This window comes from Aquipseudomonas alcaligenes NBRC 14159 (assembly GCF_000467105.1).
Lineage (GTDB): Bacteria > Pseudomonadota > Gammaproteobacteria > Pseudomonadales > Pseudomonadaceae > Aquipseudomonas > Aquipseudomonas alcaligenes.
In genome coordinates this window covers 88,462-110,797 of the sequence record NZ_BATI01000008.1, presented here as the reverse complement: position 1 = coordinate 110,797, position 22,336 = coordinate 88,462, and the positions used below count along the sequence as shown (strand labels likewise).

Here is a 22,336-nt window from a genome sequence, read left to right as displayed (position 1 = left end):
ATTATAGCCGTTTCGCCCGGCTCACGGCGTTTACAAAAGTTGGCTGTGGCGTCGGGAAAGCTTTGGCTAAACTGTGTCGATTCTCACACTTCAGTCCCGTGCCATGACCCAAGAACTCTCCGCCGAACAGATCCAACAGGTGCTGCAGGGCATCAGCGTGCCGCCGCAGCCACAGATCATGGTGGATCTGCAGATGGAGCAGTTCCTGCCCAATCCGGACCTGAAAACCATCGCCAAGCTGATCAGCCAGGACCCGGGCCTCTCCGGCGCGCTGCTGAAGATCGTCAACTCGCCCTATTTCGGCCTGTCCAACCGCATTGCCTCGATCCAGCAGGCGGTCAACCTGCTGGGCTGCAATTCGGTGATCAACCTGATCAATGCCCAGTCGATCAAAGGCGAGCTGACCGACGAGGCGATCGTCACCTTGAACCGCTTCTGGGACACCGCCCAGGACGTGGCCATGACCTGCCTGACGCTGGCCAAGCGCATCGGCTACAAGTCGCCGGACGAGGCCTATACCCTGGGCCTGTTCCACAACTGCGGCATCCCGCTGATGGTCAAGCGCTTCCCCAACTACATGACGGTGCTGGAGGAGGCTTACTACAACGCCAGCCATGAGCGTCGCGTGGTGGACACCGAGAACCGCCTGCTCAATACCAACCATGCGGTGGTCGGCTACTTCACCGCCAAGTCATGGAACCTGCCACTGCACCTGTGCGAGGCCATCGCCAATCACCACAATGCGCTGTCGCTGTTCGAGGACGATACCGGCCGTGATGCACCGCTGAAGACGCTGATGGCGATCCTCAAGATGGCCGAGCACATCTGTTCGACCTACCGGGTGCTGGGCAACCAGGAAAGCGACCATGAGTGGGAAAGTATCCAGACCCTGGTGCTGGAGTATGTGGGCCTGTCCGAATACGACTTCGAGAACCTGCGCGAGTCGATTCGCGAGCTGGGGCCGGGCTGATTCCCCGTCCGCCGCCTTCCTGCTAGGGTTGTCGGCCTGCTCACCGTCGTACCGAGTCGCTGCATGCCCGAACTACCCGAAGTCGAAACCACCCGCCGTGGCATTGCCCCCCATCTGGAGGGGCAGCGCGTCACCCGTGTGGTGGTGCGCGAGCGCCGCCTGCGCTGGCCGATCCCCGAGGAACTCGATGTGCGCCTGTCCGGCCAGCGCATCCAGTGCGTCGAGCGGCGCGCCAAGTACCTGCTGATCCAGGCCGAGAGCGGCACGCTGATCGGCCACCTGGGCATGTCCGGCAACCTGCGCCTGGTGCCGGTGGGTACGCCGGCGGCCAAGCACGAGCATGTCGACATCGAGCTGGAGTCGGGCCTGGCGTTGCGCTACACCGACCCGCGGCGTTTTGGCGCGCTGCTGTGGAGCAGCGATCCGCTGCGTCACGAGCTGCTGGCGAAACTGGGGCCTGAGCCGCTGACCGCGGCTTTCGACGGTGAGCGCCTGTTCCAGCAGTCGCGCGGGCGCAGCATGGCAGTCAAGCCCTTCATCATGGACAACGCGGTGGTGGTCGGCGTCGGCAATATCTATGCGACGGAAGCGCTGTTCGCGGCCGGCATCGATCCGCGCCGCGAGGCCGGCTCCATCTCGCGGGCGCGCTATGTGAAACTGGCTGAAGAGATCAAGCGCATCCTCGCCTATGCCATCGAGCGCGGCGGCACGACCCTGCGCGACTTCATCGGTGGTGACGGTCAGCCGGGTTATTTCCAGCAGGAGCTGTTTGCCTATGGTCGTGGCGGGGAGTTCTGCAAGGTTTGCGGCACGACCCTGCGCGAGGTGAAACTGGGCCAGCGCGCCAGCGTGTACTGCCCGAAATGCCAGCGCTAACGCTTCACCCAGAATAAGAACAAGCAGTAGGAACCAGGATGTACGGCAATTACCTGCCGCCCAACCCGCTCGCCGAGTGGATCGGGCGCACCGCGCTGAAGCTGATGGGCTGGCGCATCGAGGGCGAGCTGCCACGGCTCGACAAGTTCGTCGCCATCGGCGCCCACCACACCTCCAACTGGGACTTCGTGATCTTCATCGCCCTGAAGTTCGTGCTGCGCCTGAACGCCCGCTGGTTCGGCAAGCACAGCATTTTCCGCTGGCCCTTCGGCGGGCTGATGCGCAGCTGGGGCGGCATTCCGATCCAGCGCCACCTCAGCTTGAACATGGTGGAGCAGGCGATCCAGGGCTTTCGCGACAACCGCGAGTTCATTCTGGTGCTGTCGCCGGAAGGTACGCGCAAGAAGGTCGAGCGCTGGAAGATGGGCTTCTACCATATCGCCCTGGGCGCCGGCGTGCCGATCGTGCCCGGGGCGCTGGACTTCGCCAACCGCCGCGTGGTGATCGGCGCGCCGTTCCAGCCGACCGGTGATGCCGAGGCGGATTTGCAGGCGCTGCTGGCATTCTTCCGCCCCTATGTGCCGAAGAAGCCGGAATATGCGTTCTACGGCGATTGACAGGGTTCACGCTGACAATTGCGTGAGCGCTGTTATAGTTAGCTGCAACGCTCTGCCATAACTACATAAATGAAGGACCGCGCCATGAACCTGTTTCGCACTACCGCCGCTGTGTTGGCTCTGACCACTGGCCTGCTGGCACTGCCGGCGCAGGCGGAAGTGGTTCAGCAGAATGCTAGCGGCGACCCCATCTATACCGCCAATGCTCCCAAAGGCTACGCCATGGCGGGTGACCTGCTCATCGCGCGTCCGCTGCTGATTGCGGGTACCGTGATTGGTGCCGGTATGTTCCTGGTCAGCCTGCCGTTCACCGCTGCCGGTGGCAACGTCAAGGAAGCTGGTCAGGCGCTGGTGGTCGAGCCGGGCATGGCTGCCTTCGTGCGTTGCCTGGGCTGCACCGAAAGCGGCTACAAGAAGGACTGATCCTTCCTCGCAGAAACACAGAAGCCGGTCTGATGACCGGCTTCTGTGTTTCTGCGGCGGTTATTTCCACAGTTCGGCTCGCCCCAAGCCACGGGGGTCGCTGGCGGCCTCTACCCGGCCGCTGTCCTTGCGCCACAGCAGCACCTGCTGGTTACCATAGCGGCGCTCCACCCGCTTGAGCCGGTGGCCGCGCATCTCCAGACTGCGCAGCTGGCTGGCGCTGAAGGCGTCGGGCTCGTACTCGACCACATCCGGCAGATACTGGTGGTGATAGCGCGGCGTGGCCGGCCATTGCTGCACCGGCTTGCCATCCAGGTAGTCGAGCGCGGCCAGCAGCACCATGCTGGGAATGCGGCTGCCGCCGGGAGTGCCGAAGGATGCCAGCTCGGTCTTGCTTTCGATGAAGGTCGGACTCATCGACGACAGCGGCCGCTTGCCCGGGGCGATGAGGTTGGCCTGGCTGCCCGTCAGGCCGTAGGCATTGCTGCCACCGGGGTCGGCGGCGAAGTCGTCCATCTCGTTGTTCAGCAGCACGCCGGTACCGGGCGCGGTGAAGGCTGCGCCGAATGGCAGGTTGATCGACAGGGTGGCCGCCACCGCATTGCCCTCGGTGTCGAGCACGGTGAAGTGGGTGGTGTGATCGCCCTCGCGCCAGCCTGGTGCCGGCGGCAGGCTGGTGCTGGGCGTGGCATGCTGCAGGGCAATGCCCTTGGCCAGGTTCTCCAGATAGTCGGGGGCGAGCAGCCTGGGCAGCGGGTTGCGCACCTGGTCCGGGTCGCCCAGCAGGCCACGGTCGCGATAGGCGCGGCGCAGGACCTCCACCACATAGTGGCTGCGCTGCACGGCGCCGGCTTTTTGCCAGGGCAGCTCCTGCAGCATCAGCAGGCTTTGCGCTAGGGCTACGCCGCCGGCCGAAGGGGGCGGTGCAGTGATCAGCTCGCGGCCGCTCTTCAGGCTGATGCGCAGCGGCTGACGCTCGACCACCCGGTAGTCGCGCAAGTCGCGCGCACTCCATACGCCACCGGCGGTTTTGACACCCTCAAGCAGCAAGCGGGCTGTCTCCCCGGCATAGAAGCCGGCATGGCCATCACGCGCCAGGCGTTCCAGGGTGCGCGCCAGCGCCGGCTGGCGCAGCAGGCCGTGCAGGGGAGGAACTTGCCCCTGATCAAGGAAGATGGCCGCGCTGGCCGGGTCCTGCTGCAGTGCCTGCAGGCGCCATTCGGCCCGCTCGCGGTAGACCTGATCGATCCCCACGCCATCGCGCGCCAGGCGGATTGCGGGGGTCAGCGAATCGTTCAGCGGCAGCTTGCCATAGCGCTCGGCCAGATGTGCCAGGGCCGCCGGCAGGCCGGGGATGGCCGCAGCCAGCGGGCCGTTCAGCGACAGCTCGCGCTGTACCGTCCCGTTACGCCGATAGAGGTCCGGGCCGGCCGCCAGGGGCGCGCGCTCGCGGGCATCGACGAAGCGGTACGCGGGTTTCTCGCCGGCCTGGCGCAGCAGGAAAAAGCCACCCCCGCCCAGGCCCGAGCCATAGGGTTCGGCCACGGCCAGCGCGGCCGCGATGGCGACGGCGGCATCGAAGGCGTTACCGCCGTGGGCCAGGGTTTCCAGGCCGGCAACGGTGGCCGCCGGATGGGCGGTGGCGACGGCGGCCTGCTGCGGTTTGGGCGCTGCTGCCTGGGTGGCGAGCGTGCAGGTCAGCAGCAGGCAGGCGAGAAGCGTCTTGTAGGGCATGAGCTCGTTCCGTGCTGGGCAGGTGCATAGCCTAGCGAAGATCGAAGCCTTGCGGTGTGGCGGGCGACTCAGGCCTTGCCGGTGATGCGCCGGTACTTCTCCATCAGCTGATCCTTGCTCTCGACATTGGCGTCATCGAGGGGGATGCAGTCGACCGGGCAGACCTGCTGGCATTGCGGCTCGTCGTAGTGGCCGACGCATTCGGTGCACAGGTTGGGGTCGATCACGTAGATCTCCTCACCCTGGGAGATGGCGCCATTCGGGCACTCGGGCTCGCAAACGTCGCAGTTGATGCAGTCGTCGGTGATTTTCAGGGACATCGGGCAACTCCTGCCAGGCCCGACGGGCATGGCACTTCCAGGCATTCAATGGGCGAATTGTGCCGGATTGCCGGACATCACGCCATGCACGGGCGACTGGGGCGCCCGTGCCGGGGTGTGGCATTCAGCGCTTGAAGCGCTCGGCCAGGGCGTCGGCGACTGCCGGGTGAACGAACTTGCTGATGTCGCCACCCAGTGCGGCGATCTCGCGCACCAGGGTCGAGGAGATGAAGGAGTACTTCTCCGACGGGGTGAGGAACATGCTCTCCACGTCCGGCGCCAGCTGGCGGTTCATGTTGGCCAGCTGGAACTCGTACTCGAAGTCCGACACCGCGCGCAGGCCGCGCAGCAGGATGTTGGCGTTCTGTTCCTTGACGAAATGCGCCAGCAGGGTGGAGAACCCGACCACTTCTACGTTGGGCAGGTGCGCGGTGACTTCCTGAGCCAGTGCCACCCGTTGCTCCAGCGGGAACAGCGGGTTCTTCTTCGGGCTGGCGGCCACGGCGATGATGACATGGTCGAACAGGCGCGAGGCGCGCTCCACCAGGTCGCCATGGCCCTTGGTGATGGGGTCGAAGGTGCCTGGGTACAACACTCGATTCATCGCATCGTCCTGCTCGGAGCGGTTGGGGTGCGCGGATGGTAGCGCAGCGTTTCCCCCGGGGAAAACCCTCAGGCAGTACGCTGCCGCCCAGACGGGGCCTCGGTCGGCACCTCAGGCCCCGTTCTAGAGCGCCGCGAGGCGGCGCACGTCAGGCCTTCAGGCGTTCCGCCAGCAGGGTCGCGAGCTTGGCGGTGAGGCCGTAGATCGACAGCTGCGGGTTGGCTCCGATGCTGGTGGGGAACAGCGAGCCGTCGTGGATCGACAGGTTCTCCAGCTGGTGATGACGGCCGAGGCTGTCGGTCACCGCGCTCTTCGCGTCCTCGCCCATGGCACAGCCGCCCATCACGTGGGCACTGCCCAGGCGGGTCTGGAACAGGCGCAGCTCCAGTCGATCGATCAGGGCCCTGGCCTCGGCCGGGCTCTTCACGTACTCGGCCGCGGCATGGATGGGCAGCACGGCCTTGGCGCCGGCGGCGAACTGGATCTCGGCCATGCTGTGGAAGGCCCGGCGCAGGCCGTCCCAGGTGTAATCGGTCATACGGTAGTCGAGCACCGGCGTGCCATCGCCGCGCAGTTCCACGCGGCCTTCGGCGCTGTCCGGGTGGAAGCCGTCACGCATCAGCGCCAGCATCACGTTGGTATGCGGCAGCTGCTCCATGCGCAAGGCGTTGTCGACACCGAAGCGGCCGAGCAGGGTGGCGGCCAGGGCCGGCTGCATCGGCGGCACCTCGAGCTTGTAGGACATGCGTCCGGCGGTGCCGTCATCCCACTGGAAGTGGTCGGAATAGACCGACTGCGGCGCGCCGTAGAAGGGGTTGATGACCTGCTCGAACTGCGCCGCCGAGAAGTTCACCAGGTGCAGGAAGGTGCGCTTGCCGACCCGGCCATGCGGGTCCGGCGCCTGCGAGCGCAGCAGCAGCGCCGGCGAGTTGATGCCGCCGCCGGCCAGCACGTAGTGGCGGGCCTTGACCATGATGCGCCGGCCGTTGGGGGCAACCGCGCGTTCATCCATGCCCAGGCATTCCAGGCCGGTCACGCGATCGCCGTCATGGATGAGGCGCTCGGCACGGGCCAGGTAGAGCAGGGCGCCGCCCTTGTCGAGGGTGGCCGGAATGGTTGTGACCAGCATCGACTGCTTGGCGTTGACCGGGCAGCCCATGCCGCAGTAGCCCAGGTTCCAGCAGCCGCGCACGTTGCGCGGGATGATCTTCCAGGCGTAGCCGAGCTGCTCGCAGCCGTCCTTGATCACCTGGTTGTTGGCGTTCGGCGGCATGGCCCAGGGGGCGACACCCAGGCGCTGCTCCATCTTCTCGAACCAGGGCGCCATGTCGGCGGCGCTGTGCCCCTTCACGCCATGCGCGTCGGCCCAGTGCTGCAGGGTCGGCTCCGGCGTGCGGAAGCTGGAGGTCCAGTTGATCAGCGTGGTACCGCCCACGGCGCGGCCCTGCATGATGGTGATGGCGCCGTCCTTGCTCATGCGGCCGATGCCTTCCTGGTACAGCTGCGGGTAGGCATCGGACTCCTGCATCTTGAAGTCGCTGCTGGTCTTCAGCGGACCTTCCTCGATCAGCAACACCTTCAGCCCGGCGGCGCTGAGGATTTCCGCCGTGGTACCACCCCCGGCACCGCTGCCGATGATGGCCACGTCGGCCTCCAGCAGCAGATCCTTGTCCAGGCGCGCGCCGTTGTAGGTGGTCCAGCCGCGGGCCAGGCCGTCGCGGAAGATATCGGGTACAGGCATGTTCAGGCTCTCATTCTTGTCATTCTGCCCGGCGTCAGGGGCGAGCGTGTTGGCCGCTGGCCGTTGATCAGAACTGCGGCGGACCGGGGTAGCCGCAATGGGCCCAGGACTGTGGCCGGGCGTACCAGGCCATCAGGATCAGCTGCAGCAGCGAGGCATGGCCCATGCGCAGCAGATCCAGCGAGCTGTGTTCCCAGCGCTTGAGGAACTGCTGGATGTCGGCCTGGGAAGCATTCTCCCAGCTGCCCCAGATACCGGTCAGCGGCCCGCGGGTGACGGCCATGGCCAGCACGTCGAACAGCTGCTGGGTCAGCTTGAGCAGCTCCGGCGAGAGGTGCTGCAGGTTGTTGTCGACGCCCAGCAAGGTCGCGTCCACCGCCGCCTGCAGGGCTTCTGGGCGTACCGCGCCTTCCAGCATTACCGGGATGATTGCACGCAGGCTGGGCAGATCACTGGCGCGCAGCACCTGGTAGCCAGCCGCCGGGACGCTGGCAGAGCAGCCGCTTAGGCTGGCGGTGACCCCGGCGGTGGCGAGGAAGGCGCCACCGAGCAGGCCGACCTTGAGCAGGCCGCGGCGCGACAGCTGCGGCGCGGCGTTGGCGATATCGTTCATCGGCAGCCCTCAGCGGATAAACAGTTTCTGGATCAGCTTCTGGATCGTCGTGCCGTAGGGTGGGTAGATCAGCCGCGCGGCATTGAAGCGCTGCTTGATCAGCACGCCCTTGGCCTTGCTGAAGGTCAGGAAACCCTCGTGGCCATGGTAGTGGCCCATGCCGGAGGGGCCGACGCCGCCGAACGGCATGTCGTCCTGGGCCACGTGCAGCAGGGTGTCGTTGAGGCACACGCCGCCGGAGTGGGTCTCGTGCAGCACGCGCTGCTGCTCGCCCTTGTCATAGCCGAAGTAGTAAAGGGCCAGTGGGCGCGGGCGGTCGTTGATGTAGGCGAAGGCCTCGTCCAGGCGCTGGTAGGGCACGACCGGCAGCAGCGGACCGAAGATTTCTTCCTGCATCAGCTTCATCTCGTCGCTGACGTTGAGCACCAGGCTGTGCGCCAGGCGCCGGCCCTGGTCGCCGGGGAACAGTGGCACCAGTTGTCCGCCCTTGGCTTCGGCATCTGCGATGTAGCCCTTGAGTCGGCCGAGCTGGCGCTCGTTGATGATGGCGGTGTAGTCCGGGTTGTTTTCCAGCTTGGGGTAGAAGCGCTGCACGGCGGCACGGTAGGCGGCGACGAAGCCTTCCAGGCGATCCTGCGGCACCAGCACATAGTCCGGCGCCACGCAGGTCTGCCCGGCGTTCATGGTCTTGCCGAAGGCGATGCGCTCGGCGGCGTCTGCCAGCGGCACATCGGCGGAAACGATGGCCGGCGACTTGCCGCCCAGCTCCAGGGTTACCGGCACCAGGTTCTCGGCGGCGGCGCGCATCACATGCTTGCCGATGCTGGTGGCGCCGGTGAATAGCAGGTGGTCGAACGGCAGGCGGGAGAAGGCCTGGCCAACCTCGGCCTCGCCCAGCACCACGGCGACCATGTCTTCGGGGAAGATGCGCGCCAGCAGCTCCTTGACCAGTTGCGAGGTGGCCGGGGTCGATTCGCTCATCTTGATCATCACCCGGTTGCCGGCGGCCAGGGCGCCGATCAGCGGGCCGAAGGCCAGGTACAGCGGGTAGTTCCACGGCACGATCACGCCGACCACGCCAAGCGGCTGGTACACCACCTTGGCCGCGGCCGGCTGGAAGGCCAGGCCGACGCTGCGCCGTGACGGTTTCATCCACTTGCCCAGGCGTTTGCTGGCGTAGTCGATGCCATGCAGGCTGGGCATGATCTCGGCGAGCAGGGTTTCCTCGGCAGCGCGGTTGCTGAAGTCGCGGGATACCGCCTCGATCAGTGCCTGTTTCTCGCCCAGGATCAGCTCACGCAGGGCCTTGAGCCAGGCGCGGCGCTGCTCGGCGGAGGGCATGGGGTTGGCGCGGTAGGCGGCGCGCTGGGCGGCCAGCAGCGGCTCCAGAGCCTCTATCTGTTGTTGGTTTTGTTGGAGATAGGCAACGTCGGCGACCATGGTGGCGTCCTCTCGGGGAGCGGCGGAATGGAGTGGAATGACTTTTAGAGTAATTGCTCTAAACTGTCAATCGAGGCCTGCGCCGGTCGTCAGATCGGGCGCTTCCCTGTACTTTTAGCCCTTTCCGAGCGCCGAGCCGAACCATGGCCCCGAAGAACAAGACCCGCGACCGCATCGTCGAAGCCAGCCTGGAGCTGTTCAATGCCCAGGGCGAACGCAGCGTCACCACCAATCACATCGCCGCGCACCTGGGGATGTCGCCGGGTAACCTGTATTACCACTTCCGCAACAAGCAGGCGATCATCGCCGAGCTGTTCGCCCAGTACGAAAGCCGCGTCGACGCCTTCCTGCGCCGCCCCGAGGGACGCGCGCTGACCGTGGCGGACAAGACCTTCTATCTGGAAGCCCTGCTGGCGGCCATGTGGCACTATCGTTTCCTCCATCGCGACCTGGAGCACCTGCTGGAGACCGACGAGCAACTGGCCGAACGCTATCGCGCTTTTGCCGCGCGCTGCATGCAGGCCGCCGCCGAGATCTATCGTGGCTTCGCCGCCGCCGACATCCTGGCGATGAACGACCAGCAGATCGAGGCGCTGGTGCTTAACAGCTGGATCATCCTGACCTCCTGGGTGCGCTTCCTGTGTACCGTGCGCAGTAACCCCGGAGACCTCAGCGAGGAGCTGATGCGCCGCGGCGTATACCAGATCCTGGCGCTGGAGGGTGGCTACGTCACCGACTCGGCGCGTCCGGCGGTGCAGGCGCTGTTGCAGCGCCTGCATGTGCCCATGGCGGCGATTACCGGTTAGTCAGCGGCGGCCAGCCAGGCCGGAATGCGCTCTTCCAGGTAGAACCTGGGCTGGCGCGGCGAGCCACCGATGAAGCCGACATGCCCGCCGCGGCTGTGCAGCTCCAGGCGGGTGCAGGCGGAGAGCTCGGCGGCGGTCGGCACGCTGTGTGGAAACACGAAGGGGTCGTCGCTGGACTGGATGATCAGCGTGCGCGTGCGGATTTGCCCGAGGAAGTAGCGGCTGGAGGCGCGCCGATAGTAGTCCTCGGCGTCGGCATAGCCGTGCAGCGGCGCGGTGAAGCGGCCGTCGAAGTCCCAGAAGGTGCGCATGCCCTGCAGCGGGCCGAGCTGCTGCAGCAACGCCAGGCGTTCGTGATGGCCCTCATCGGTGAAGCGTTGCTGCTTGTCACGCACATAGGCGACCAGCGCGCGCATGAAATGCGCCTGGTAGACCTTGGAGAAGCCGCGGTCGATGCGCTCGGCGCAGTGGTCCAGGCGAAACGGCACCGACACCGCCACCGCGGCCTGCAAGCCCGAGGCATCTCCCGACTCGCCCAGGTACTTGAGCAGCACGTTGCCACCCAGCGAATAGCCCACCGCATAGAGTGGCGCCAGCGGTCGTTGCGCCTGCAGGTGGCGCACCACGCGGAACACGTCTTCGCTGACACCGGAGTGATAGCCGCGCGGCAGCAGGTTGGGCTCACCCGAGCAGCCGCGCCAGTTCAGTGCAGCGCTGGCCCAGCCGCGCGCGGCCAGTTGCTGCTGCAGGCCCAGCACGTAGTGCGAGCTGGAGGAGCCGGTTAGCCCGTGCAGCACCAGCACCAGCGGCGCTTCGGCCTCATGCGGGCCATGCCAGTCCAGGTCGAGAAAATCGCCATCGTCCAGCCACAGGCGTTCGCGCCGACGCTGCAGTTCGGGTGCGGTGCGGCACAGCGAGCCCCACAGGGTCTGCAGGTGCGGATTGCATAGCCACCAGGCGGCGTGGAAGGAGTTGGGCATGACGGGCTCGATAACAGCAGGGCTCATGAATTCAGGCTAGAACCTGGATGCGGCAAAGAGAAGCACTATGCATGGATTGAATGCAGCGCTCTGGCTCTCGATCTGGCCCGACGTCTATGTCTTAAGAGATATGGTCAAGCCGCCGGCAGTGGTTACAGTGCAGGTTGTGCTCAACTTTTTGCCCTCGGGAATGCCATGCGATGAATATCACCCAGTTTGCCGATTTGCTCAGTGCTGCCCGGGGGCAGGTGGAACCCCAGCGTCTGCTTTTCGTGTTCGTGGCCGCGCAATTGCCGGATGATGCCACGGAGGCGGAGCGCCAGCGTTTTCAGGAGGGCCAGGGCGGTTCGCTGCAGCCGGTGCTGTGCGTCGACAAGCTGCCGGAGGAAATCGACGACTTCGCCGCCCTGCTGGGCGAGTCCGGGCGTACCGGCATCGCCTGGGATCTGCTATTTGCCGCCTGCCTGTCCGGGCTTGGCGGCATCGCGCCGAGCGCCGGCGAGGCCGAGCAACCGCTGAAGATGATGGTGGGCGCCATCGAGAGCGGCAGCATCGGCAACTTCCTGGCCTTCGACCGGGACGGCCAGGCGGTCGCCTTCTACTGAGGGGAGGGGCGAACGGATCACCGGCCCTGCTGCGCCCTTCGGTTTTTTCACTGCCCCTGAGCGGCGCCGCGCTGCCACAGCGCGTAATACACCTGCCCGGCCTTCTGCTCGCGGTGCAGGCGCCAGTTGCCGGGCATGGCCAGGGTCGAGGGGGCGGTTTCGCTTTCGGTGTAGATCCAGGCGTCCTTGGCCAGCCAGCCTTTTTCTTCCAGCAGCGCACAGGCCGGGGCCAGCAGGTCCTGACCGAAGGGCGGGTCGAGGAACAGCAGGTCATAGGGCGTGGCCGGCTGGCTTTCCAGGTACTGCAGGGCATTGGCCTGCAGTACCTGGCCGTTGCTGCACTTCAGCGTGGCGAGGATCTGGCGCAGGCTGGCCACGGCGTTACTGTTGCTGTCCAGTGCCAAGGCGCTGCTGGCGCCGCGCGACAAGGCTTCGAGAAACAGCGCACCGCTGCCGGTGAAGCAGTCCAGCACATGGGCGCCCTCGACATAGGGCGCCAGCCAGTTGAACAGCGTCTCGCGCACGCGGTTGGGCGTCGGGCGCAGGCCCTGGGCCATCGGGAAGCTGAACTGGCGGCTGCGCCATTCGCCACCGATGATGCGCAGCTGGCCGCTGCCGTTGTGTTCCGTGGGTTTCTTGCCTGGGGACTTGCGCATCAGTGCTCCGGCGGGCCGACGGGTTGCTCGGCCGGTTTGTCGGTGGGAGGTGGCAGCGGCTTCTGCGCGACGCTGGGGCCGGCGGTGACGATCACCAGTTTGTCGACATCCAGGTGCCTGGCCATGGCAGCCTTGACCTGCTCCACGGTGAGGCCCTGCACTTCGCTCATGAAGTCGTCCAGGTAGGTCAGCGGCAGGTCATAGAAACCCATGCTGCCGAGCTGGCCGACGATATCGGCATTGCTCGCGGTGGTCAGCGGGAAGCTGCCGACCATCTCGCGCTTGGCGTCGTCCAGTTCCTTCTGGGTCGGGCCGTTGGCCAGGTAGTCGCGCAGGATGTCCTGCACCAGCTTGAGGGTGCCTTCGCTCAGCTCCGCACGGGTCTGCAGGTTGATCATGAACGGGCCGCGCGCCTGCATGGCGCTGAAGCCGGAGTACACTCCGTAGGTCAGCCCGCGTTTCTCGCGCACTTCCTCCATCAGGCGGGTGCCGAAACCGCCGCCGCCGAGGATCTGGTTGCCCAGTATCAGTGCGGCATAGTCCGGCGCGCGGCGATCGACGCCGAGCTGGGCCAGCAGCAGGTGGGTCTGGTTGGAGGGGAACTCGATATGGCTGGGACCGGCCTTGGGCTCCTCGGGCTGGGCGATGCGCGGCAGTGCCGGGCCCTTGGGCAGGGCGGCGGAGACTTCGGCGGCGATGGCTTCGGCCTCGCTGCGCGAGAGGTCGCCGACCAGGGCGATCACCACGTTACCGGCGGCGTAGGCCTTCTGGTGGAAGGCGTGCAGCTGTGCGACCGAGATGCCGGGAATGGATTGCTCGGTGCCTTCGCTCGGATGCGCATAGGGATGCTTGCCATACAGGCGCTCGAACAGCTGCAGGGCGGCAAGCTTGCCGGGGTTCTGCTTCTGGTATTCGAAGCCGGCCAGCAGCTGGTTCTGGATGCGCGCCAGGGCGTCGGCGGGGAAGGTCGGCTGGCCGACCACCTGTTCGAACAGCTTGAGTGCCGGCTCGCGCTGCGCTGGCGCGCTGAGGCTGCGCAGGCTGGCGATGGCCATGTCGCGGTAGGCGCCGTTGCCGAACTCGGCGCCCAGGCTTTCGAAGCCCTCGGCGATGGCGGTGACGTCCTTGCCGGCCACTCCTTCGTTGAGCATGGCATTGGTCAGGGTGGCCAGGCCGGGCACGTCGTCGTGGCTGCTGCCGGCGGCGAAGGTCAGACGCAGGTCGAACATCGGCAGCTGGCGCGCCTCGACGAACAGCACGCGGGCGCCTTCGGCGGTCTGCCAGCGCTGGATGTCCAGGGTGCGCTTGCTCGGCGCCTGGCCCTCCAGCGCGGCCAAGGATTCCAGCTGGGTCGATGCCGGCGCATTGGTGGTTGGTGCCTGCGCGGTGCGCGTGGCGATGAATGTCAGCAGCCCGACCAGCAGGATCAGGCCGAGGCCGAGCAGGCCGTAGCGCAGGCCGTTACGCTCGCTCATGGCTGGGCTCCTTCAGCAGGGTTCTCGGGCAGGATATGGGCGACCGCCAGGCGCGAGCGGGTGAAGAAGGTCTGCGCGGCTTTCTGTATATCGGCTGGTGTGACCGCTTCCAGGGCGGCGAGGTCCTGGTCCATCAGCGTCCAGGACAGGCCGACGGTCTCCAGCGCGCCAATGGTGGTGGCCTGGCTGGTGATCGAGTCGCGCTCGTAGACCAACCCGGCAATCACCTGGGCGCGTACCCGTGCCAGTTCGGTGGCGCTCGGCGGCGTCTTCTGCAGGGTCTCCAGCTGGCGCCACAGGCCGGCTTCGGCCTGCTCCAGGGTCTTGCCCTTCTGCACATTGGGTGTGGCGGAAAGCAGGAACAGGCTGTCGCCGCGCTGGAAGGCGTCGTAGCTGGCCGAGGCGCCTGACCCCAGCTCCTCTCCACGCTCCAGGTTGGCCGGCAGGCGGGCGCTGTAGCCGCCATCGAGCAGGGCGGCGATCAGGCGCAGCGCTTGCACCTGGCGGGCATCGGCGCTGGTGGCCAGGCCGGGCACGTTGAAGCCCATCAGCAGGCTCGGCAGCTGGGTCTTCACGTGCAGCGTGAGGCGGCGTTCGCCGGGCTCGGCCAGCTCGCGCGGGAGCTTTGCCGGCGGCACGTCACGCCGTGGAATGGCGCCGAAGTACTGCTCGGCCAGGCCGCGTACCTCGTCCTTGGTCACGTCGCCAACCACCACCAGGGTGGCGTTGTTCGGTGCATACCAGGCCTGGTACCAGGCGCGCAGTTCCTCGACGGTCATGCGCTCGAGGTCGGCCATCCAGCCGATGGTCGGGGTGTGGTAGCCGCTGGCCGGGTAGGCCATGGCCTTGAAGCGCTCGTAGGCCAGCGAGGTCGGCTTGTCGTCGGTGCGCAGGCGGCGTTCCTCCTTGATCACCTCGATTTCGCGGGCGAACTCGTCGGCCGGCAGCTTGAGGCTGGCCAGACGGTCGGCCTCCAGCTCGAAGGCCACGGCCAGGCGATCACGCGACAGCACCTGGTAATAGGCGGTGTAGTCGTCGCTGGTGAAGGCGTTTTCCTCGGCGCCGAGGTCGCGCAGGATGCGCGAGGCCTCGCCGGGGCCGAGTTTGCGGCTGCCCTTGAACATCATGTGCTCGAGGGCGTGGGACAGGCCGGTCTGGCCGGGCGTCTCGTAGCTGGAGCCGACCTTGTACCAGAGCTGCGAAACCACCACGGGGGCGCGATGGTCTTCGCGGACGATGACCTTGAGGCCGTTGTCCAGGGTGAACTCGTGAGTCGGCTGGGGTTCGGCGCAGAGGGCAGCCAACGGGATGCCCAGTGCGCCAAGCACCAGGCTCAGGCCATAGCGAACAGCAGAATTCATTGATGATCAGTCCTGTCAGAGAGTCGGGGCGACGTTGACGGTGGGACATCAGAATACCCGATCCGTATCCCGAAGCAGCGAGACTCTCTGCGGCCGAGGCGCCGTGCTAGTCGATCAAGGGGGGCTTGATGGCACTGACGTTGTCCTCCAGTTCCAGCAGCAGCCCGCGAATTTGCTCGGCATGCATGCTGAACGGATCGAAGCGATCACTGCAGGAGTACTTCAGGAACAGCTCCCGGTTGGACTGCTTAGCTCCGGCCCAGCCCATGCTCCAGTTGGCGTAACGGCGGGCGCTGATTTCCGCATAGTCGAGGATGGTCAGGTCCTTGTGGCGATGATCATCGGCTAGCCGGGTGTACAGCTCGTTCACTGCCGCGCGCGGCCCTTCCAGAACCTGCAGGAAGATTTCCGCATTGCAGCAGAGCATGCCCGTCAGCCCCTTGGCAGGGTTGTTGCGCTGAGAGCTGTCGAGGATGTCGCGAATCAGCTGCGAAGAGACGCCATTGGTTGCGCGGCTGGCGTAAGTAAGGCGAATGAGCATGGGGTCACCTGGCGTTGCGAAAGTTAAAACAGTGCAATTCTGCGTTGTTGTACAGGTTTATGTACAGAATTAATGCTGGCGAAGTGGCGCATCGGCCATGACGGCCATCGGATTCCCGTCTCGACGCAGGACGGCGAACGCTGCCCGGTGGCAGCCTAAAGTGATAAAGTCGCGGGCACATCGTGTGTGCTGGTCTCTTCGGTACGTCCATGCAGGCGCCCCGCCATCCCCTGGGCTGCAGAACAGGCACCGAAGTCCGGCAAAGTGAGTGGCTAGCTATTTCGGGGAGAGCCAAGCGCTACGCGGGCGCCTACCCCCTTTGAGATGACCCCATGTTTGGTTCCCAAGACGACAAGCCATCGCCGGAGCAGTCCGGCGAGAAGAAATCCCTGTTTGGCTGGCTGCGCAAGAAGCCGGAGGCTGCTCAGGTAGCGGCCGAGCAGGCCCAGCCTGCGCCGACACCTGAGGCGCCGCCGGCGGAGCCGGTTGCCGCTGCGCCGGCTGCCCCAGTCGAGGCCCCGGCTCCGGCCGTACCCACCGAGGTGGTCGTGGTGCCTGCCGTTACCGAGCAGGTGCCGGTGACCGAGCCCGTGCCGGTTGCGCCTGCCATTGTGGAGCCCACAGACACTGCCCCGCCGACCGTTGCCGTGGATGAGACACCGCGCCCGGCCTTCTCGCGCTTTCGCATCAATGCCGGCACCGCAGTCACTCATCCGGTGCACGAGCAGCCGCTGCCGGTCGAGGTACTGCCCGAGCCTCAGCCGGAGGCCGAAGCCGCACCCGTGCAGGCCGAGCAGAGCAAGCCCGGTGACAACCAGGGCGGCTGGTTCGCCCGCCTCAAGCAGAGCCTGTCGAAGACCAGCGCCAGCCTGGGCGAGGGCATGGCCAGTCTGTTCCTTGGCAAGAAGGCCATCGATGACGACCTGCTCGAAGAGCTGGAAACGCGTCTGCTCACCGCCGACGTCGGCGTCGAGGCCACCGGCGCCATCATCGGCAGCCTGACCAAGCGCGTGGCGCGCAAGGAGCTGGCCGACAGCGGTGCGCTGTACAAGGCCCTGCAGGAAGAACTGGGCGCGCTGCTCAAGCCGGTCGAGCAGCCTTTGCTGATCGCCGCCGAGAAGCAGCCCTACGTGATCCTGGTGGTCGGCGTGAACGGCGTCGGCAAGACCACCACCATCGGCAAGCTGGCCAAGAAGCTGCAGGGCGAGGGCAAGAAGGTCATGCTCGCCGCCGGCGATACCTTCCGCGCCGCCGCCGTCGAGCAGCTGCAGGTGTGGGGCGAGCGCAACAACATCGCGGTGATCGCCCAGCACACCGGCGCCGATTCCGCTTCGGTGATCTTCGATGCGGTGCAGGCGGCCAAGGCGCGCGGTATCGACGTGCTGATCGCCGACACGGCCGGACGTCTGCACACCAAAGACAACCTGATGGAAGAGCTGAAGAAGGTCCGTCGGGTCATCGGCAAGCTGGATGAGACGGCGCCGCACGAGGTGCTGCTGGTGCTGGACGCCGGCACCGGGCAGAACGCGATCAACCAGACCAAGCAGTTCAACCAGGCGGTGGCCCTTACCGGCCTGGCCCTGACCAAGCTGGATGGCACCGCCAAGGGCGGCGTGATCTTCGCCCTGGCCAAGCAGTTCGGCCTGCCGATCCGCTATATCGGTGTCGGTGAAGGCATCGACGATCTGCGCACTTTCGTTGCCGAGGACTTCGTCCAGGCGCTCTTCGCGGAGAAGGAACAGGGATGATTCGATTCGAGCAGGTCGGCAAGCGGTACCCCAATGGCCATGTCGGGTTGCACGAACTGAGTTTCCACGTGCGCCGCGGCGAGTTCCTGTTCGTCACCGGCCATTCCGGTGCCGGCAAGTCCACTTTGCTGCGTCTGCTGCTGGCGATGGAGCGGCCGACCAGCGGCAAGCTGCTGCTGGCCGGCCAGGACCTGTCGCAGATCACTACCGCGCAGATTCCCTTCCTGCGCCGGCAGATCGGCGTGGTGTTCCAGAACCACCAGCTGCTGTTCGACCGCAGCGTGTTCGACAACGTCGCCCTGCCGCTGCAGATCCTCGGCCTGTCCAAGCCGGACATCGCCAAGCGGGTCGGCGCCGCACTGGAGCGAGTGTCGCTGTCGGATAAGGCCGAGCAGTATCCGGCTGACCTCTCGACCGGTCAGCAGCAGCGCGTCGGTATCGCCCGCGCCGTGGTGCACCGCCCGGCCCTGCTGCTGGCGGACGAACCCACCGGTAACCTCGACCCGCGCCTGGCCGCGGAGATCATGGGCGTGTTCGAGGACATCAACCGCCTCGGCACCACCGTGCTGATCGCCAGTCACGACCTGGCCCTGATCGCGCGCATGCGCCACCGCATGCTCACCCTGCAACGCGGCCGATTGATCGGCGATGGGGAGGCCGGCTGATGAGCGACAAGCAACGCAATATCAAGGCTGCCGAGCGTGTCGGCGCCGTGCAGAGCAAGGCCGACAAGCCGATCAAGCAGGGCCCGGACTTCTCCCATCTGTTCGCCGCCTGGGTCGAGAGCCATCGTGCCAGCCTGGTCGACAGTCTCGGGCGCCTGGTCGGTCAGCCGATCGGCAGCTTCTTCACCTGCCTGGTGATGGCCGTGGCGCTGTCGCTGCCCATGGGCCTGGCCCTGTTGCTGGACAACGTCGAGCGTCTCGGCGGCTCCTGGCAGAAGGCGGCGCAGATTTCCCTGTACCTCAAGGTGGAGGCCGGTGATGACGCCGGTCTGCAGTTGCGCGACGAGATCGCCGCGCTGGATGACGTCGCCGAAGCCGAGTTCATCGGCCGCGAGGCCGGTCTGGCGGCGTTCGAGCAGCAATCCGGGCTCGGTCAGGCGCTGCGCGATCTGCCGGAGAATCCGCTGCCGGCGGTGGTGGTGGTGACGCCCAAGGAAATCGACAAGCCGCGCCTCGAGGCCCTGCGTCTGCGCCTCAGTGAAATGCCGGGCGTCGATCAGGCGCAGCTCGACCTGCAGTGGGTGGAGCGTCTGACCGCCATCCTCGGCCTGGGTGATCGCTTCGTCTTCGGCCTGACTCTGCTGCTGGTGATGGCGCTGCTGCTGGTGATCGGCAATACCATCCGCCTGCATATCGAAAACCGCCGCAGCGAGATCGAGGTGATCAAGCTGGTGGGCGGCACCGATGGCTATGTGCGTCGTCCTTTCCTTTATATGGGCGCGCTCTATGGCCTGGGCGCCGGGCTGCTGGCCTGGGGGCTGCTGGCCTTCGGCCTGGACTGGCTGAACGATGCGGTGGTGCGCCTGGCCGGCCTCTACGGTAGCGACTTCGCCCTGGATGGCGTGCCGGTGGCCGATGGTCTGTCGCTGCTGTTGGGAGCGCTGTTCCTCGGCTATATTGGCGCCTGGCTGGCTGTGGCGCGGCACCTGAGCGAGCTTGCACCACGCTAGCAATCCCTTGATTTCGATCAAAAATTGAACATCTGTAAGGGAACTTTTCCACCGGTTCCCTGCTCAGAATCGGCAGTGCTAGACTGCACCAGCCCTGTAATACCGGAGGTTTTTGATGACCACTGCCCTGCAACCTGTCCATGCCCTAGTCCCAGGCGCCAACCTGGAGGCCTACGTGCATGCGGTGAACAGCATCCCGCTGCTGACCGTCGAGCAGGAGCGCGAGCTGGCCGAGAGTCTCTACTACGAGCAAGACCTGGAAGCCGCGCGCCAGATGGTGCTGGCCCACCTGCGTTTCGTCGTGCATATCGCCCGTAGCTATGCCGGCTATGGCCTGTCCCAGGCCGATCTGATCCAGGAAGGCAACGTCGGCCTGATGAAGGCGGTCAAGCGCTTCAACCCGGAAATGGGTGTGCGCCTGGTGTCCTTCGCCGTGCACTGGATCAAGGCCGAGATCCACGAGTTCATCCTGCGCAACTGGCGTATCGTCAAGGTCGCCACCACCAAGGCGCAGCGCAAGCTGTTCTTCAACCTGCGCAGCCAGAAGAAGCGTCTGGCCTGGCTGAGCAATGACGAAGTCCATGCCGTGGCCGAGAGCCTGGGCGTGGAGCCGCGTGAAGTGCGCGAGATGGAGAGCCGCCTGTCCGGTCAGGACATGGCTTTCGATCCGGCCGCCGATGCCGACGACGACACCGCCTACCAGTCGCCGGCCCACTACCTAGAAGACCATCGCTACGACCCGGCGCGCCAGCTGGAAGATGCCGACTGGAGCGACAGCTCCAGCGCCAATCTGCACGAGGCGCTGGAAGGCCTGGACGAGCGCAGTCGCGACATCCTCTACCAGCGCTGGCTGGCCGAGGAGAAGGCGACCCTGCACGACCTGGCCGCCAAGTACAACGTCTCGGCCGAGCGTATCCGCCAGCTGGAGAAAAACGCCATGAACAAGCTCAAGGGCTCGATTCAGGCGTAAGCTGCAGCACCCCGCAAAGCCGCACCCAGGTGCGGCTTTTTTCTGTCCGGAGCCTTTTCGTGAGTCGTCGTCCGCCTGCCTTGCTGTTCACTATCGTCGCCCTGGCCAGCTGCCTGCTTGGCTACTGGTGGCTGCTGCCGCGGGCCGAAAAGACCGCGCCGCTGCCCTGGTGGAGCGAGTGGCAGGCGGGAGTGCTGCAGCCACTGGCCGAAGACCGCCTGACCCTGGGCCAGTTGAAGGCCCGGCTGCCTGCGGCCGAGCTGTGGCTGCAGCCACGTCTCGATGGCCCGCGCCTGGTGCTGCGCGATAACCAGTCCCTGGCTTCGGGCACCTGGGCACTGGAGGCCGAGCTGGCCCTCAGCGATACCCAGCGCAGCAGCCTGGCGGCCGCCAGCGGGGTGAAGCCCAATGATGCGGAGCTGCCGCAATCGGCACAGATGCTCGAGCAGTTGGCCGGGCAGCGCATCGAGGCGCTCAACCTGAAGCCGCAGCAGGCCGTCCCCGCGGCGGGCCTCAGCGCCAGTCTGGGCGAGCCGCGCCTGCGCCTGCAGCTGCAAGAGGGAGAAGCCTGGGTCTATCCGCAGCTGGGCCTGACCGCGCACCTGCGCGGCGAACAGCTGCAGTTGCTGCGAGCAGTGCCGCGACGATTGCTCAGTCGCTGACGTCCTCGGCATTGGCGGCTGGCGTGTCCGGTGTGGCGGGGCAGGGCGCCTTGCCGGCAGGATCCTGTATCCCCCGAGCGAGTGCCCTCCATGTCCGTCTCCCAGCGTTGTTGTTTTATTCTCGCCATCGGCCTGGGCCTGCTCTATCTGGCCCTACTGCCGTTCAAGCCCTACCCCCTCGGCTGGCTGCTCAAGCCGTTGCCCATGCTGCTGTTCGCCTGGCTGGTCTGGCGTGCCTTTCCCGGTGCGCCCGGCCGCTGGCTGGCGCTGGGTTATGGCGCGGCGGCGGCCGGTGACTTCTTTCTCGATTTCGGTGATCGCGACGGCCTGTTCATCCAGGCGCTGCTGGCGTTCCTGGTCAACCAGATCGCCTTTGCCATCGCCTTCATCTTGCTCGGTCGCGGTCGTTGCTGGTCCTGGCCGCGGGTGGCGCCGGTACTGATCTATGGCCTGACGGTCGGTGCCTGGCTGTTGCCAGCCGCTGGCACGTTGCAGGTGCCGGTGGCGATCTACCTGGGGAGCCTGTTGCTCATGGCGCTGCTCGCCACGCGTCTGGAGGCGAAGCCAGGTCCCTTGTGGCTGGGGGCCATGCTGTTCGTGGTGGCGGATTCGCTGATCGGGGTGAACAAGTTCGTCCAGCCGTTCCCGCATGCCGTGCTGGTGATCGTCTGCTGTTACTTCAGCGGCCAGGCGCTGATCGCCTGGGGGCTGGTGCGCCTCAGGGCAGCGGCGGCCACTGCGGCCACCAGTCCGGCGCCCGTCGCGACAGCTGGCTGATGTAGTGGCTGCCGCCGAGCTGGTAGCTCTGCTGGCGGATCCAATTGGCCCGCCGCTGGATGCGCGGCCCCGGGCGGCTGGCGCTCCAGGCGCGCGGATTGGGTAGCACGGCGGCTAGCAGGCTGGCCTGCTGGCGTGACAGGTAGGGCGCGGCGACCTTGAAGTGGTGGCGCGCGGCCGCCTCCGCGCCAAACACACCGTCGCCCCATTCCACGCTGTTGAGGTACACCTCGAGGATGCGCTGCTTCGGCCAGAGCAGCTCGATCAGCCCGGTGAACCAGGCCTCCAGCGCCTTGCGTGGCCAGCTGCGGCCGGACCAGAGGAACAGGTTCTTCGCCACCTGCTGGCTGATGGTGCTGGCGCCGCGCAGGTTGCCACCATCGGCATTGTGCGCCAGGGCCTGACGGATGGCGCTGACGTCGAAGCCCCAGTGCTCGGCGAATTTCTGGTCCTCGGCGGCGATCACCGCGATCTTCAGGTCGTTCGGCAGTTCGTGCCAGGGGCGCCAGGTGCGCTGCAGGTCGATCGGTTTGCCGTCGACCCAGGACTGTACCTTGCGCTCGACCATCAGTGCCGTGCCGGGTGGGTCGATCCAGCGCAGCGCCAGCACCAGCACGGCGCTGAGGGCGGCGAACCACAGCAGCAGTTTGGTCAGGCGGCGGAGCAGGTTGCGCAGCATGGCTTGGCCCGGTTGGAGGGAGCGGCCATTATAGCGGCCGCATTGAATCTGTCTGGGGAGCAA

The 22,336-nt window shown here is 66.3% G+C and carries 24 protein-coding genes; 12 read left to right on the top strand and 12 right to left on the bottom strand.

Translation table 11 applies throughout. The features are described 5' to 3' along the window. The first annotated feature begins 103 nt into the window (after nucleotides 1-103). The 4 genes from PA6_RS06025 to PA6_RS06010 all read left to right on the top strand — a co-directional run bounded on the left by PA6_RS06025 (nucleotide 104) and on the right by PA6_RS06010 (nucleotide 2,886). Entirely contained in the window at nucleotides 104-970 is an 867-nt protein-coding gene (locus PA6_RS06025) for an HDOD domain-containing protein (RefSeq protein WP_043216333.1), read from the top strand. A 63-nt stretch (nucleotides 971-1,033) separates the two neighbouring features. Beyond that, nucleotides 1,034-1,846, top strand: coding sequence for a bifunctional DNA-formamidopyrimidine glycosylase/DNA-(apurinic or apyrimidinic site) lyase (gene mutM / locus PA6_RS06020; RefSeq protein ID WP_021700001.1), 813 nt, complete (start codon nucleotides 1,034-1,036; stop codon nucleotides 1,844-1,846). 38 nt (nucleotides 1,847-1,884) lie between these two features. Continuing rightward, on the top strand, nucleotides 1,885-2,463 hold the full coding sequence (locus tag PA6_RS06015; RefSeq protein ID WP_021700000.1) for a lysophospholipid acyltransferase family protein: 579 nt from the start codon (nucleotides 1,885-1,887) through the stop codon (nucleotides 2,461-2,463). A gap of 84 nt (nucleotides 2,464-2,547) precedes the next feature. Continuing rightward, nucleotides 2,548-2,886, top strand: coding sequence for a multidrug transporter (locus tag PA6_RS06010; RefSeq protein WP_043216332.1), 339 nt, complete (start codon nucleotides 2,548-2,550; stop codon nucleotides 2,884-2,886). Between the two features lie 60 nt (nucleotides 2,887-2,946). Here the strand turns inward: PA6_RS06010 and ggt are convergent, their stop codons facing one another. The 6 genes from ggt to PA6_RS05980 form a co-directional block, all read right to left on the bottom strand. Beyond that, complete coding sequence (gene ggt / locus PA6_RS06005) at nucleotides 2,947-4,620, bottom strand: gamma-glutamyltransferase (RefSeq protein ID WP_021699998.1); 1,674 nt, start codon at nucleotides 4,618-4,620, stop codon at nucleotides 2,947-2,949. Between the two features lie 68 nt (nucleotides 4,621-4,688). Then, nucleotides 4,689-4,940 carry a YfhL family 4Fe-4S dicluster ferredoxin gene (locus PA6_RS06000; RefSeq protein ID WP_021699997.1) on the bottom strand — a complete coding sequence of 84 codons (252 nt, stop codon included), beginning with the start codon at nucleotides 4,938-4,940 and terminating at the stop codon, nucleotides 4,689-4,691. 124 nt (nucleotides 4,941-5,064) lie between these two features. Beyond that, nucleotides 5,065-5,544, bottom strand: coding sequence for a pantetheine-phosphate adenylyltransferase (gene coaD, locus PA6_RS05995; protein WP_021699996.1), 480 nt, complete (start codon nucleotides 5,542-5,544; stop codon nucleotides 5,065-5,067). A 148-nt stretch (nucleotides 5,545-5,692) separates the two neighbouring features. After that, nucleotides 5,693-7,285 (bottom strand): GMC family oxidoreductase, encoded by a 1,593-nt coding sequence (locus tag PA6_RS05990; RefSeq protein ID WP_021699995.1) that lies wholly within the window; start codon nucleotides 7,283-7,285, stop codon nucleotides 5,693-5,695. A 67-nt stretch (nucleotides 7,286-7,352) separates the two neighbouring features. After that, nucleotides 7,353-7,898, bottom strand: a complete 546-nt coding sequence (locus tag PA6_RS05985; protein WP_021699994.1) for a hypothetical protein — start codon at nucleotides 7,896-7,898, stop codon at nucleotides 7,353-7,355. 9 nt (nucleotides 7,899-7,907) lie between these two features. After that, a complete protein-coding gene (locus PA6_RS05980; RefSeq protein ID WP_021699993.1) occupies nucleotides 7,908-9,338 on the bottom strand; it encodes a coniferyl aldehyde dehydrogenase in 1,431 nt (476 codons plus the stop codon). Between the two features lie 143 nt (nucleotides 9,339-9,481). Here PA6_RS05980 and PA6_RS05975 point away from each other — a divergent pair, with 143 nt between their 5' ends. Continuing rightward, nucleotides 9,482-10,144 carry a TetR/AcrR family transcriptional regulator gene (locus PA6_RS05975; protein ID WP_021699992.1) on the top strand — a complete coding sequence of 221 codons (663 nt, stop codon included), beginning with the start codon at nucleotides 9,482-9,484 and terminating at the stop codon, nucleotides 10,142-10,144. Here the strand turns inward: PA6_RS05975 and PA6_RS05970 are convergent. Beyond that, nucleotides 10,141-11,124 (bottom strand): hydrolase, encoded by a 984-nt coding sequence (locus PA6_RS05970; protein ID WP_021699991.1) that lies wholly within the window; start codon nucleotides 11,122-11,124, stop codon nucleotides 10,141-10,143. The two genes, PA6_RS05975 and PA6_RS05970, sit on opposite strands and share 4 nt — an antisense overlap. 200 nt (nucleotides 11,125-11,324) lie before the next feature. On the opposite strand from PA6_RS05970, the gene PA6_RS05965 reads away from it, so the two are divergent. Next, complete coding sequence (locus tag PA6_RS05965) at nucleotides 11,325-11,729, top strand: hypothetical protein (protein ID WP_021699990.1); 405 nt, start codon at nucleotides 11,325-11,327, stop codon at nucleotides 11,727-11,729. A 47-nt stretch (nucleotides 11,730-11,776) separates the two neighbouring features. On the opposite strand, the gene rsmD is transcribed toward PA6_RS05965, so the two are convergent. From rsmD to PA6_RS05945, 4 genes are all read right to left on the bottom strand, one after another. After that, nucleotides 11,777-12,385, bottom strand: coding sequence for a 16S rRNA (guanine(966)-N(2))-methyltransferase RsmD (gene rsmD, locus PA6_RS05960; RefSeq protein WP_021699989.1), 609 nt, complete (start codon nucleotides 12,383-12,385; stop codon nucleotides 11,777-11,779). Beyond that, nucleotides 12,385-13,860, bottom strand: a complete 1,476-nt coding sequence (locus tag PA6_RS05955; protein WP_021699988.1) for a M16 family metallopeptidase — start codon at nucleotides 13,858-13,860, stop codon at nucleotides 12,385-12,387. Before PA6_RS05955 ends, rsmD begins: the two co-directional genes overlap by 1 nt. Further along, nucleotides 13,857-15,221 carry a M16 family metallopeptidase gene (locus PA6_RS05950; RefSeq protein ID WP_021699987.1) on the bottom strand — a complete coding sequence of 455 codons (1,365 nt, stop codon included), beginning with the start codon at nucleotides 15,219-15,221 and terminating at the stop codon, nucleotides 13,857-13,859. The genes PA6_RS05955 and PA6_RS05950 overlap by 4 nt, the downstream gene beginning before the upstream one ends. A gap of 106 nt (nucleotides 15,222-15,327) precedes the next feature. Then, entirely contained in the window at nucleotides 15,328-15,762 is a 435-nt protein-coding gene (locus PA6_RS05945) for a BLUF domain-containing protein (RefSeq protein WP_021699986.1), read from the bottom strand. Nucleotides 15,763-16,094: 332 nt separating this feature from the next. On the opposite strand from PA6_RS05945, the gene ftsY reads away from it, so the two are divergent. The 6 genes from ftsY to PA6_RS05915 all read left to right on the top strand — a co-directional run bounded on the left by ftsY (nucleotide 16,095) and on the right by PA6_RS05915 (nucleotide 21,594). After that, nucleotides 16,095-17,510, top strand: coding sequence for a signal recognition particle-docking protein FtsY (gene ftsY, locus PA6_RS05940; protein WP_021699985.1), 1,416 nt, complete (start codon nucleotides 16,095-16,097; stop codon nucleotides 17,508-17,510). Further along, nucleotides 17,507-18,175: a cell division ATP-binding protein FtsE gene (ftsE, locus tag PA6_RS05935; protein ID WP_021699984.1), complete on the top strand. Its 669-nt coding sequence runs from the start codon at nucleotides 17,507-17,509 to the stop codon at nucleotides 18,173-18,175. The genes ftsY and ftsE overlap by 4 nt, the downstream gene beginning before the upstream one ends. Then, nucleotides 18,175-19,185 carry a permease-like cell division protein FtsX gene (ftsX, locus tag PA6_RS05930; RefSeq protein WP_021699983.1) on the top strand — a complete coding sequence of 337 codons (1,011 nt, stop codon included), beginning with the start codon at nucleotides 18,175-18,177 and terminating at the stop codon, nucleotides 19,183-19,185. Before ftsE ends, ftsX begins: the two co-directional genes overlap by 1 nt. A gap of 115 nt (nucleotides 19,186-19,300) precedes the next feature. Beyond that, nucleotides 19,301-20,155 (top strand): RNA polymerase sigma factor RpoH, encoded by an 855-nt coding sequence (rpoH, locus tag PA6_RS05925; protein WP_021699982.1) that lies wholly within the window; start codon nucleotides 19,301-19,303, stop codon nucleotides 20,153-20,155. Nucleotides 20,156-20,214: 59 nt separating this feature from the next. Then, nucleotides 20,215-20,817, top strand: a complete 603-nt coding sequence (locus PA6_RS05920; RefSeq protein ID WP_043216331.1) for a hypothetical protein — start codon at nucleotides 20,215-20,217, stop codon at nucleotides 20,815-20,817. Nucleotides 20,818-20,907: 90 nt separating this feature from the next. Continuing rightward, nucleotides 20,908-21,594 carry a lysoplasmalogenase gene (locus PA6_RS05915; RefSeq protein WP_021699980.1) on the top strand — a complete coding sequence of 229 codons (687 nt, stop codon included), beginning with the start codon at nucleotides 20,908-20,910 and terminating at the stop codon, nucleotides 21,592-21,594. Here the strand turns inward: PA6_RS05915 and mtgA are convergent. Then, nucleotides 21,536-22,273, bottom strand: coding sequence for a monofunctional biosynthetic peptidoglycan transglycosylase (mtgA, locus tag PA6_RS05910; protein WP_021699979.1), 738 nt, complete (start codon nucleotides 22,271-22,273; stop codon nucleotides 21,536-21,538). The genes PA6_RS05915 and mtgA overlap by 59 nt on opposite strands. Nucleotides 22,274-22,336: the final 63 nt, after the last annotated feature.